At 60.9% G+C, this 12,757-nt stretch carries 9 protein-coding genes; all 9 read right to left on the bottom strand.

Features of this window, described 5'->3' with window-relative positions:
* Window positions 1-32: 32 nt before the first annotated feature.
* On the bottom strand, window positions 33-830 hold the full coding sequence (locus tag PMA3_RS01330) for a transporter substrate-binding domain-containing protein (protein ID WP_064680597.1): 798 nt from the start codon (window positions 828-830) through the stop codon (window positions 33-35).
* 196 nt (window positions 831-1,026) lie between these two features.
* Entirely contained in the window at window positions 1,027-3,597 is a 2,571-nt protein-coding gene (gene mdoH, locus PMA3_RS01325) for a glucans biosynthesis glucosyltransferase MdoH (RefSeq protein ID WP_064675479.1), read from the bottom strand.
* On the bottom strand, window positions 3,590-5,410 hold the full coding sequence (locus tag PMA3_RS01320) for a glucan biosynthesis protein (protein WP_064675478.1): 1,821 nt from the start codon (window positions 5,408-5,410) through the stop codon (window positions 3,590-3,592). The genes mdoH and PMA3_RS01320 overlap by 8 nt, the downstream gene beginning before the upstream one ends.
* A 320-nt stretch (window positions 5,411-5,730) precedes the next feature.
* Window positions 5,731-6,168 (bottom strand): D-aminoacyl-tRNA deacylase, encoded by a 438-nt coding sequence (gene dtd / locus PMA3_RS01315; protein WP_064675477.1) that lies wholly within the window; start codon window positions 6,166-6,168, stop codon window positions 5,731-5,733.
* Window positions 6,165-7,136: a prolyl aminopeptidase gene (gene pip, locus PMA3_RS01310; RefSeq protein WP_064675476.1), complete on the bottom strand. Its 972-nt coding sequence runs from the start codon at window positions 7,134-7,136 to the stop codon at window positions 6,165-6,167. Before pip ends, dtd begins: the two co-directional genes overlap by 4 nt.
* Window positions 7,137-7,385: 249 nt before the next feature.
* Window positions 7,386-8,186: an N-formylglutamate deformylase gene (gene hutG, locus PMA3_RS01305; RefSeq protein ID WP_064675475.1), complete on the bottom strand. Its 801-nt coding sequence runs from the start codon at window positions 8,184-8,186 to the stop codon at window positions 7,386-7,388.
* Window positions 8,179-9,402: an imidazolonepropionase gene (gene hutI / locus PMA3_RS01300; RefSeq protein WP_064675474.1), complete on the bottom strand. Its 1,224-nt coding sequence runs from the start codon at window positions 9,400-9,402 to the stop codon at window positions 8,179-8,181. Before hutI ends, hutG begins: the two co-directional genes overlap by 8 nt.
* A gap of 126 nt (window positions 9,403-9,528) precedes the next feature.
* Entirely contained in the window at window positions 9,529-11,061 is a 1,533-nt protein-coding gene (hutH, locus tag PMA3_RS01295; protein ID WP_064675473.1) for a histidine ammonia-lyase, read from the bottom strand.
* 118 nt (window positions 11,062-11,179) lie between these two features.
* Window positions 11,180-12,703 carry a histidine ammonia-lyase gene (gene hutH, locus PMA3_RS01290; protein WP_064675472.1) on the bottom strand — a complete coding sequence of 508 codons (1,524 nt, stop codon included), beginning with the start codon at window positions 12,701-12,703 and terminating at the stop codon, window positions 11,180-11,182.
* Between the last annotated feature and the right edge of the window lie 54 nt (window positions 12,704-12,757).

The raw sequence follows: 12,757 nt of genomic DNA, 5'->3' as shown, positions 1-12,757 counted from the left end.
AACAGGGGCGACTCGGTCTAACTGACCAAGCCTTATTCCATGTCCTTGAGCCAAGCGGTGTCTTTGAACCACTTGTCATGAATACGATCGTAAGTGCCGTCTTCATGGATCTGGTGCAGGAAGTTGTTGATGAAGTTGATGCTGTCGTAGTCACCCTTCTTCAGACCGAAAGCCAGCGGCTCGTAGGTGAACGGCTTGTCGAGGAACACCAGCTTGCCGTTGCCGACCTTGTTGACCGCGACAACGTTGTAGGGCGCGTCGTAGATGAAGGCGTCGGCCTTGCCGTTGACCACGTCGAGCACGGCTTCCTGCTCGTTGTCGTACCCGTGGTATTGGGCTTTGGAGATCAGCTTGCGGGCAACCATCTCGCCGGTGGTGCCGAGCTTGGAGGTGATGCGGTATTCGGCGGTGTTCAGGTCTTTGTACGACTTGATGGTGCCTTCCAGTTCCTTGCGGATCAGCAGGGTCTGGCCGACCACGATGAAGGGGTCGCTGAAGTTCAGGCGCAGGTTGCGCTCCTGGGTCAGGGTCATGCCGCTGCCGATCATGTCGAACTTGTCGGTGAGCAACGCCGGGATGATGCCGTCGTAGCCAGTGGAGACCAGCTCCAGCTTGACGCCCATGGCTTTGGTCATGGCTTTGAGAAGGTCGACTTCGAAGCCGATGATCTCACCGCGTTTGTTGGTCATTTCGAACGGCATGTAGGTCGGGTCCATGCCGACTTTCAGTGTGCCGCGCTTGACCGCGTCGTCGATGGCACCGGCCTGCGCCGCGCTGACTGCCACCAGTGCCGTGACGCCGACCAGCAGCATCGAGAGATACTTCTTCATCATCAAGTCCCCAAAACCATTGCGTTTATGAAGCGCGCAAACCGGGATTTCCTTCGGGAAACCGGCAAATAAGGACAGAACGTTGTCCGGGCGCACCAATTCGGGGACGGATGCTAACGCACTCGGGCGTTTGCACAAGGGTTTACACAGGATTTTGATCAGCAAAAAAAAACCCCGCTTTCGCGGGGCTTTTCATTTATGCCAACTGAGGTTGCACGCTCAGCGGCTTGAGCGGCAGCAATGGCGCATGGGGATCGGCTTTCACCGATTGACGCCAGGCTTGCAGCCATTCCGGGTGACTTTCATCCCAGATCTGCTCGTGCAAGCGACCCAGGGCCACCGGATCACTCAGCAACTCCAATCGCTCTTTGTTGCTCAGCCCGGCGGGTCCGACTTTCATGGCATGGCGAACCCGCTCGATCCGCAGCCATTCGATCGGCTCGGCCTGAAGGTGGCGCGAAGTCGCCAGCGAGCACGCCAAGGCGTTCTGCTGCGGATCGACCACTGCCCGGACAAAGCCGTCGTTCAGCGCATGCCAACGGTTCTCGTGGGTGTACTGGTCGGTGGCCAGCAACGCCTGTGGCGGATTGTATTCCTCAGGGATCAGGAACAGGCTTTCGTCACGGGACTTGAGGCCCAGGCCGACACGACTGGAGATCACCGACACCGGGATCGACAGCATCAACGAACCGACGATCGGCACCAGCCACCAGAGGAAGCTCGGGTTCAGCCAGATCACCAACAACGCCCAGAAGAAGCCCAGCAAGGTTTGCGGACCATGGCGTTTGACTGCCTCGCTCCAGGGCGTGGAGTCATCGTCACGTTGCGGCGAGTTCCAGGTCGCGGCCCAGCCGAGGAACGCGGCAAGCACGAAACGGGTGTGGAAGATCATCCGCACCGGCGCCAGCAGCATGGAGAACAGCATCTCCAGCAGCATCGACAACGTCACCTTGAACTTGCCACCGAACTCTTTCGCGCCCTTGGCCCAGATCAGGATGATGCTCAGCAACTTCGGCAGGAACAGCAGCACGACGGTCGTCGAAAACAGCGCAATCGCTTTTTCCGGGTGCCATTGCGGCCACAGCGGATAAAGCTGGCGTGGTTCGAGGAAGTACTGCGGCTCCATCAGCGTATTGACCGCCAGCAGCGCCGTCGATAATACAAGGAAGAAGAACCACAACGGCGCCGACAAGTACGACATCACGCCAGTCAGGAACACCGCCCGGTGCACCGGGTGCATACCCTTGACCAGGAACAGCCGGAAGTTCATCAGGTTGCCGTGGCACCAGCGACGGTCACGCTTGAGTTCGTCCAGCAGGTTCGGCGGCAGTTCTTCGTAGCTGCCCGGCAAGTCGTAGGCGATCCATACACCCCAACCGGCACGGCGCATCAGCGCGGCTTCGACGAAGTCGTGCGACAGAATCGCCCCGGCGAACGCGCCTTTACCGGGCAATGGCGCCAGGGCGCAGTGCTCGATGAACGGCTTCATGCGGATGATCGCGTTGTGACCCCAGTAATGGGATTCGCCCAACTGCCAGAAGTGCAGACCGGCGGTGAACAATGGACCGTATACCCGGGTCGCGAACTGCTGCATGCGCGCATAGAGTGTATCCATGCCCGACGCACGCGGCGCGGTCTGGATGATCCCGGCGTCCGGCGTGGCTTCCATCAAGCGCACCAGACTGGTCAGGCATTCGCCACTCATCACCGAGTCGGCGTCGAGCACGACCATATATTTGTAGTCACCTCCCCAGCGACGGCAGAAGTCGTCGAGGTTGCCGCTTTTACGTTTCACACGGCGGCGACGGCGGCGATAGAAAATCTTGCCAAAGCCCTCGGCTTCACGACAGACATCCAGCCAGGCCTGTTGCTCGGCGACGCAGATGTCGGCATCGTTACTGTCGCTGAGCACGAAGAAGTCGAATCGATCAAGGCTACCCGTGGCAGCGACCGACTCGAAGGTCGCTCGCAAACCGGCGAACACCCGAGGCACGTCCTCGTTGCAGATCGGCATCACCAGTGCGGTGCGTGCGTCCTTGGGAATTGGTTCGTTACCGGCGCTTTTCCCGGAAATCCGGTATTTGTCATGGCCGGTGAGCAACTCGAGGAAGCCCATCAATGCCGTCCAGAAACCGGCCGACACCCAGCAGAACAGAATCCCGAACAGTATCAGGATGCTGGTTTGCAACGCATACGGCAGCACTTGCGTGACCGTTTGCAGGAACGGCTGGTGCAAGACTTCATCGAGGTCGACGAACGACCAGCCCTGGTACGGCATGATGCCTTTCATGTACCAGCCGGCGACGATGGTCTGACCCAGCATCAGTACCAACAGAATGTAGCGCCGGATCGAACCGACAGTGCGCCAGCGAGCCGCCGGCAGCACGTTTTCGTCTTTCGGCGGCTTTGGCGGGTTGGTGCGGCCGGTCAGGCGACGCCAGCCACGCACCAGAATGTTGGTACGCCACGGCTCCGGCACGACTTTGGTCCGACGAATCGGCGGGGTCGCCCGCAGGCAGACCCGGCCGCTGGCGTCGAGCGCCAGCATTTCGGCGTCCGCCAGTTCTTCGGCGGTGTTCAGGGTCAGGCGACGACCCACCGAGGCTTGCGCAGCCTCGGTCGGTGCGTCGAACGTCGAAGACGACAAGCGTTCGTGCAATTCGCTGAAGGACTGGCAGCCCGCGAGTTCCGCGCGCTGCTCGTCAGTCATCGGTAGATGCGCCAGATACTCCGCAAGCGTCTCTGGCTGTACTTGAGAATTACTCATCGGCAGGCAACTGATAGCTCCAGGTCTCGGTCAGGACTTCTTCAGTCGGCGCCGATTCCGGTGTGGCTGGGACCGCGTCGGCAGCTGCAGGCTGCTGGGCGTTTTTGTTGTCCTTATCCTTGGAATCCGCGACAGGCTTGGCTTCGGCCTGTTTGGCTTCAGCTTGCTTGGCGTCCTTGGCTTCCTTGTCCAGCTTCTCCTGCTGCCTGGCGGCGACCTTGTCGGCCTTGGCAACGGAAGAGTTGGAGGCCGGTACAGCCTTGGCCAGGTCGGCGGTCACGATGTTCTTGACCAGCGCGGCACGCATTTCCGTGGCCTTGCTCGGGTCCTTGATCTTCATGCGCAGCGTCAGGCGCCAGCCCTTGGTTTCAGGGTTGTAGCGCACGCTGTTCTCGACCAGCTCGGCATTCTCGCCAACGCTGACCTGGCTGCGAACTTCCGTATCTGCAGGCAATGCCAACAGCGACGGGCCTTCGAAGTCCACCAGATAGGCAACGCTGCCATCCGGCTGACGGATCAGGTTGGACTGTTTCACGTCACCGGTGGAACGCAGGGTCTGTTGTACCCAGGCGCTGTCCGGCGCATGAAGGGCGGCTTCGTCGATGGTCCAGTGCATGCGGTAGGCGACGTCGAGCGGCTGGCCAGGTTCAGGCAGCTTTTCCGGGCTCCAGAACGCCACGATGTTGTCGTTGGTTTCGTCGGCGGTCGGAATCTCGACCAGGTCTACAGAACCCTTGCCCCAATCGCCTTTCGGTTCGATCCAGGCACTTGGGCGCTTGTCGTAGCGGTCGTCGAGGTCTTCATAATGGCTGAAGTCACGGCCACGTTGCAGCAGACCGAAACCGCGCGGGTTCTCGATGGAGAAGTTGCTGACAGCCAGGTGTTTCGGGTTGTTCAACGGGCGCCAGATCCACTCGCCGTTGCCGGCATGGATCGACAGGCCGCTGGAATCATGCAGCTCGCGACGGTAGTTGAGCACTTTCGACGGCTGGTTGGCGCCGAACAGGAACATGCTGGTCAAAGGCGCAACGCCAAGCTTGGTGACATTTTCACGCAGGAACATTTTGGCCTTGACGTCGACCACGGTATCGCTGCCCGGACGCAGGGTCAGGCGATACGCACCGGTGGCGCGCGGCGAATCCAGCAGGGCGAAGATCACCAGGTGCTTGTCGCCCGGTCTTGGCTGTTGAATCCAGAACTCGGTGAACCGCGGGAACTCTTCCCCGGATGGCAAAGCGGTATCGATGGCCATGCCGCGAGCGGACAAGCCATAGGTGTGCCCCTTGCCGACCACGCGGAAGTAACTCGCGCCAAGCATGGTCATGATTTCGTCTTGCTTGTCGGCCTTGTTGATCGGGTACAGCACCCGGAAACCGGCGTAACCCAGTTGCTCGGTGGCTTTCGGATCGAATTTTACGTCGCCAAAATCAAACCGCGCCGGGTCGTATTTGATCTCTTCGACGGTGTTTGCCGTGATTTCGTTGATTTTCACCGGAGTATCGAAATGCATGCCCTGGTGATAGAACGACAGCTTGAACGGGGTTTTCTGATCGGCCCACTCGGCTTTCTCGGTGAGGAAACGAATTTTCTGATAGTCCGCGAATTTCATTTCGCGGAATTCGTTCGGCAGATTACTGCGCGGAGCCTGGTATTTCTGCCCGGCCAGCTCTTTTGCCTTGACCGATACATCATCCAGATTGAATGCCCAAAGCTGGCCGGCGCTGAGCAGGCAGAGCAGTGCAGAGCCCGCTACCAGAGCGCTTCGTAACCGTTTGGCAGACAATATTGTTGCATTACAGGGACTAACAATCACGAGCAACCCTCGCCGAAAACAGATCAAAAAACCAACGGCCAGTTAAAGTGTCAGCACGGTGTGCGGTGAAAAAACCGACCCTGCGAATCACTCTTGCCAAGTTGGCGAGCATTGTTCCGACTCCTCTGGGGCTAAATGATTCCCCAACAGGTCCCGGACAAGTCTCTACCTAAGTCAAAATGGGCCAACGAATGCTGATCCCCGTAACGCGCGATTATCTAGCATGCCGCGTTACAACACATCAGGGGCAGCCCAGTATTTCTCGCGAAAACCCCTTGTTTTCAGCCGAAAAGAGCTTAAAACACATGTTTCAAGCGCTTTCAGGTCTGTAACAGGAAGGTGACCGGGCCATCGTTGACCAGGTGCACCTGCATATCCGCGCCGAATCTACCTGATGCCACAGTGCCATGCACCTGTTTCGCCTTGTCTAAAAGATAGCCGAAAAGTTCCTCTCCCAAGGCTGGGGGCGCCGCGGTCGAAAAACCCGGACGCAGCCCGCTTCGGGTATCGGCGGCCAGGGTGAACTGAGAGACCAGCAGCAACCCGCCGTCGACATCTGCCAAGGACAGATTCATCTTGCCCTCGGCATCGCTGAACACTCGATAGTTAAGCAGCTTATGCAGAAGTTTGTCGGCACTGGCTCGAGTATCCTCTGGCTCGACGGCCACCAGCACCAGCAAACCCTGGTCCACTGCACCAACCACCTCCCCCGCTACCTCGACTCGCGCACCTCGCACGCGCTGCAGCAGAGCCTTCATGCTTCGTCGGGCGCCAGATCGAGCAGGCGTCGGGCCATCAGATCGGCGGCACGCACCAGCGCATCGGTAATGCCCGGCTCGGAAGCGGCATGGCCAGCGTCGCGGATCACCTGCAGTTCACTGTTCGGCCAATTCTGATGCAGTTCCCAGGCGTTATCCAACGGGCAGATCACATCATAGCGACCATGAACGATAACCCCGGGCAGATGGGCGATCTTGCCCATGTCGCGGATCAGCTGGTTCGGCTCCAGGAATGCGTTGTTAGTGAAATAATGACATTCGATGCGAGCGATGGACAACGCGCGCTGAGGCTCGGAAAAACGGTCGACCACCAGCGGGTTCGGCCGCAAGGTCGCCGTCCGGCCTTCCCACGTGGACCAGGCCTTGGCCGCGTGCATCTGGGCGATCTGGTCGTTGCCGACCAGGCGCTTGTGGAAAGCCGTGAGCAGATCGTCGCGCTCATCCAGCGGGATCGGCGCGATGTAGTCTTGCCAGTAGTCGGGAAACAGTCGGCTGGCACCCGCCTGGTAGAACCACTCGATTTCCTGCGGACGGCAGAGAAAAATCCCGCGCAGAATCAGGCCGTGTACACGCTCGGGGTGGGTTTGCGCGTAAGCCAGCGCCAGGGTCGAACCCCAGGAGCCGCCGAACAATACCCACTTGTCGATCCCCAGGTGCTTGCGGATGCGCTCGAGGTCGGCGACCAGGTCCCAGGTCGTGTTGTTTTCCAGGCTGGCGTGGGGGGTGGAGCGACCACAACCGCGCTGGTCGAAAGTCACAATGCGGTACAGATTCGGATCAAAATACCGGCGGCTCTGGGCATCACACCCTGCGCCTGGGCCGCCGTGAATGAACACTACCGGCAATCCTTCCGGTGAACCGCTTTCGTCGACATACAACGTGTGAGTTGCATCGACGGCCAGATCGTGCCGGGCGTGGGGTTTGATCTGCGGGTACAAAGTCTGCATTGCGCGCTCCGTAAGGGGTCGAGGTCATCCCTGGGGGGACTTCTATTATTCTGCCGTCCGGCATCATAAACCCGAATTACGTTAGAGCACGATCCCCTGTAGGAGCAGCCGGTCGACGCTCGATTGCTCGCGATGGTCGTCAACGATAACGCGACGAGCCAGACAGCGCGCGGCGCCCTCAGGTTTTTCGCGAGCAATCGAGCGTCGACCGGCTGCTCCTACAGGGGCCGGCGATTGCGTCGGACCCTGTTATCCGTAGTGCTTTTGACCCCAGGCCAACAACCCTTGCAACAATTCCTTGAGCACAACCTGGGTCGGCTCCGCCAGGTCCGGGCGATAGCGGAACGGTTCGAACTCTTCCATGTACGTGCATTGGCTCAGCTCCAGTTGCACCGCATGAATGTTCTCGGCTGGATTGCCATAGTGCCGGGTGATGTGGCCGCCCTTGAAGCGACCGTTCAGCACATGGCTGTAATCGCCGTGACGCGCGCAGATCGCTTCCAGCCCGGTGGCCAACTGCGGATCGCAACTGGCGCCGTTGAAGGTGCCAAGGTTGAAGTCCGGCAGTTTGCCGTCGAACAGATGCGGGATGATCGAGCGGATCGAGTGCGCATCGAACAGCAGCGCGTAGCCGAATTCGTCTTTTAATCGCGCCAGCTCGCGCTGCAAGGTGGTGTGGTACGGCGTCCAGATCTGTTCAAGATAAGTCGCGCGTTCGGCCGCCGACGGCGCCATGCCCTCCCGGAACAATGGAATGCCATCGAACAGCGTCGCCGGGTACAGCCCGGTGGTGGCGCCGGCATACAAAGGCTTGTCATCGGATGGCCGATTCAGGTCGATGACAAACCGCGAGTACTCGGCCGCAAGGGTGCTGGCACCCAGCTCTGCGGCAAAGTCGTAAAGCCTCGGGATGTGCCAATCGGTGTCCGGCAGGCTTTTCGCGTCGGGGATCAACCCGGCGTCGACTGTCGGTGTCAGGCGCAGACCGGCGTGTGGCATGCTGATCAGCAGCGGTACTCGGCCTTGTTTGAAGTTCAGAACCTTATCCACGACTGTTCTCCTGAATGCGTGTTTCGACGCCGTGACGCACGACGCGTTTTTCCAGGTCGCCGCCCAGCCAGTACGCCAGGTCGGCGGGACGATCGATTTGCCAGGCGACGAAGTCCGCGACCTTGCCGGCTTCCAGCGAACCATGGGTTTGAGCCATGCCCAACGCGGTGGCGGCATGAATCGTCGCGCCCGCCAGGGCTTCTTCCGGGGTCATGCGAAAACAGGTGCAGGCCATGTTCAGCATCAAGCGCAACGACAGCGCCGGCGAAGTGCCGGGGTTGAGGTCGCTGGCGATGGCGATTTTCACCCCGTGCTTGCGCAGGGCGTCCATCGGCGGCAGTTGGGTTTCCCGCAGGAAGTAGAACGCACCGGGCAGCAACACCGCGACGGTGCCGGACTCGGCCATGGCGATGGCGTCGTCTTCGGTCATGAACTCCAGGTGATCGGCCGACAGTGCATGGTAACGCGCTGCCAGACTCGAACCGTGCAGGGACGACAGTTGCTCGGCATGCAGCTTCACCGGCAGGCCCAGCGCCTGTGCGGTGACGAACACGCGCTCGACCTGCGCCGGCGAGAACGCCAGGTATTCGCAGAACGCATCCACCGCATCCACCAGCCCTTCTGCGGCCAGGGCCGGCAGCATTTCAGCGCAGATGTGATCGATGTAGTCGTCGGCGCGATCCTTGTACTCCGGTGGCAAGGCGTGGGCGGCCAGGCAGGTGCTGCGCACGCTGACCGGCAGTTCGGCGCCGAGACGGCGGATCACCCGCAGAATCTTGCGCTCGCTGGCCAGGTCCAGACCGTAGCCGGACTTCATCTCGACCGTGGTCACGCCGTCGCGGATCAGGCTTTTCAGACGCTTGGCGGCGCTGGCGAACAGTTCGTCCTCGCTTGCCGCGCGAGTGGCACGTACGGTGCTGGCGATGCCGCCGCCGGCTGCCGCGATCTCCGAATAGCTGACGCCTTGCAGCCGCTGTTCGAATTCACCACTGCGGTTACCGCCGAACACCGTGTGGGTGTGGCAGTCGATCAGGCCCGGCGTCACCCAGGCCCCGTTCAAATCGTTGACGGCCGGGTATTCAGCCGACGGCAGTTCAGCGCGTGGGCCGATCCACTCAATGTGCGCACCGGACGTCACGATGGCCGCGTCCTCGATGATCGAGTAGACGCCTTGCGCCATGGTTGCGACGTGGCAGTGTTGCCAGAGAGTTTTCATCCCGAGTTCCTCGTCTTGTTCAAAATCGATTCGCTGGCAAGCCAGCTCCCACAGTAACCGGGGATGTCTGCAATTCTGTGTTCACAGCAGATCCCTGTGGGAGCGGGCTTGCCCGCGATGAGGCCCTTAAAGGCTAGGCAAAAACTTCGCCGTGACCAGCTCATTCAGGCAGCGCGTGGCCAACAATTCAGTCGCCGCATTAATGTCCGGCGCAAAGAACCGGTCCTTCTCATAAAACGGCACTTCAGCACGCAGAATCGCCCGAGCCTTTTCCAGCTTCGGCGAAGTCTTCAACCCTTCACGCAAATCCAGCCCCTGACACGCCGCCAACCATTCCACCGCCAGCACCCCACGCGTGTTCTCCGCCATTTCCCACAGACGCTTGCCTGCCGCCGGGGCCATGGACACATGGTCTTCCTGGTTCGCCGACGTCGGCAGGCTGTCCACCGAATGCGGATGGGACAGCGCCTTGTTTTCACTGGCCAGTGCCGCCGCCGTCACCTGGGCGATCATGAAACCGGAGTTCACCCCGCCATTGGCCACCAAAAACGGCGGCAGTTGCGACATGTGCTTGTCCATCATCAGCGAGATGCGGCGCTCGCTCAGAGAGCCGATTTCAGCGATGGCCAGGGCCATGTTGTCGGCGGCCATGGCCACCGGCTCGGCGTGGAAGTTACCGCCGGAGATCACATCGCCCTCAGCGGCGAACACCAGCGGGTTATCGGAGACTGCGTTCGCCTCGATGGCAAGCACTTCGGCAGCCTGACGGAACTGGGTCAGGCAGGCGCCCATGACTTGCGGCTGGCAGCGCAGGGAATACGGGTCCTGGACCTTGTCGCAGTTCTGGTGCGAATCGGAGACTTCACTGCGCTCGCCCAGCAAATCGCGGTAAGCGGCAGCGGCGTCAATCTGGCCTTTCTGGCCGCGAGCGGCGTGGATGCGCGCGTCGAACGGCGAGCGCGAGCCCAATACCGCTTCAACGGTCATGGCACCCAGCGCCACGGCACCGGCGAACAGGTCTTCACCTTCGAACAGGCCACGCAGCGCGTAAGCGGTGGACACCTGAGTACCGTTGAGCAGCGCCAGACCTTCTTTGGCAGCCAGTGTCAGCGGCTTGAGGCCGGCGACGTGCAGTGCTTCGGTCGCCTCCAGCCATTCGCCCTTGTAGCGCGCCTTGCCTTCGCCCAACAGCACCAGCGACATGTGGGCCAGCGGCGCCAGGTCGCCGGACGCACCGACCGAACCTTTCAATGGAATGTGCGGGTAAACCTCGGCGTTGATCAGCGCGATCAACGCGTCGATCACTACGCGGCGAATGCCGGAGAAACCTCGGCTCAGGCTGTTGACCTTGAGCACCATGACCAGGCGCACCAGGGCGTCGCTGATTGGCTCGCCGACACCGGCGGCGTGGGACAGCACCAGCGAGCGCTGGAGGTTTTCCAGGTCTTCGCTGGCGATGCGGGTCGACGCCAGCAGGCCGAAACCGGTGTTGATCCCGTAGGCGGTACGGTTTTCGGCCAGGATCTGCTCCACGCACGCGACGCTGGCTTCGATCTGGGCCGAGGCGCAGTCGTCGAGGGTGATTTTGACCGGCTGTTGATAGATATCACGCAGTTGGGCAAGGCTCAGTTGGCCGGGAATCAGGTTTAGCGCAGTCACTTTTATTCTCCTTTTGAGAGTTTTATGAACTAACCAGACGCTCCGGAGATGTCCGTTGTCCGTCGCTTCCCTCCTTGTAGGAGGGCTGGCGCCTTGGCACGCTGGTTTGATGTAGAAATCAGTTAAGGTTCGGTAAGGCCTTGTGCAGTAGATTCGAATCTTTCAACACCCCGGCGGCGGCGGCGATATCCGGCGCCAGCCAGCGGTCCTGGTCGTAGGCCGGAACCCGCTCGCGCAGCAGACGCCATGCCACATCGGTGCCGGCGCCAAAGCGTTGTTCTTTCAAGAACTCAAAGGCCTGGGCGGCCAGCAAGTACTCGATGGCAAGAATCTGCGTGCAGTTTTCCAGGGCGCGATGCAGCTTCAGCGCCGCGTTGGTGCCCATGCTCAGGTGGTCTTCCTGCAGGCCCGAGGTGACGTAGTTGTCGAGCACCGCCGGTTGCGCCAACTGACGGTTTTCCGCGCACAGCGAGGCAGCGACGTACTGGACTATCATCATCCCGGAGTTCACCCCCGGGTTGGCCACCAGAAACGCTGGCAGACCGCTGACGTGCGGGTTGATCAAACGGTCCAGGCGCCGCTCGGCGATGGAGCCGATTTCTGCCATGGCGATGGCCAGCAGGTCGGCAGCCATGGCCACTGACTGACCGTGCGGGTTGGCCTGGGACACGATGCGGAAATTGTCCGGGGTGCCGAGCAACATCGGGTTGTCAGTGACAGCGTTGAGTTCGGTTTCGATCTGTTGAATCCCGTGCGCCAGCTGATCCCGTGCAGCGCCGTGGACTTGCGGGATCGAACGGATGCTCAACGCATCCTGCGTGCGAATGCCTTTGCTGCTGGCGATCACTTCACTGCCATCGAGCAAGGCGCGCAGGTTGATCCCGACCTGTTGCATGCCCGGATGCGGTTTGAGCGCGATGATTTCGGCATCGAACGCTGCGATCTGACCGCGCTGGGCTTCGAAGCTCATCGCCCCGATCACGTCGGCCCACTGCACCAGGCGCGTGGCATCGGCAATTGCCAGGCAGCTGAGGCCGGTCATGCACGGCGTGCCGTTGACCAGGCACAAACCGTCCTTGGCGCCGAGCTGAACCGGTTGCAGACCTTCTTCGGCCAGTGCCTGCTGCGCGCCAATGATCTGCCCGCGATAGCTCACATTGCCGACACCCAGCAGTGCAATACCGATGTGGGCCATGTGGGTCAGGTAACCGACCGAGCCCTGGGACGGCACTTGCGGGGTGATGCCGTGGTTAAGCAGCGCCAGCAGAGCCTCGACCACTCGACGGTGAATGCCGGATTTACCATGGGAGTAATTGCGGATCGCGGCGCACATGATCGCGCGGGTCTGTTCGTCGGCCAATGGAGCGCCAACACCACAGGCGTGACTGAGTAAGGTGTTGCACGACAGCTGGCTGAGTTGTTCATCCTTGAGCGAGACGTTGCACAGCGCGCCGAGGCCGGTATTGACCCCATAGGCGCGCTCGCCGCTGGCGACGATGCGCTGGACGATCGCCTGCGCATTCTCGATCCGCGCCCAGGTCTGGGGCGACAGCTCGAGCTGTGCACCATGGCGGGCTACGGCGACCACATCCTGCCAACGCAAGGGGGCGTCGGCGATAACGATTTTTTCAGCCTGGGACATCATTGACCTCTTACCAGAATATTGATGCAGCTTTGCCGGCCTCTTCGCGGGCAA

It is taken from the genome of Pseudomonas silesiensis (assembly GCF_001661075.1).
Taxonomy (GTDB): domain Bacteria; phylum Pseudomonadota; class Gammaproteobacteria; order Pseudomonadales; family Pseudomonadaceae; genus Aquipseudomonas; species Aquipseudomonas silesiensis.
Note: the sequence above shows the minus strand (reverse complement) of the source record. Positions and strands in the feature narration are given on the sequence as shown.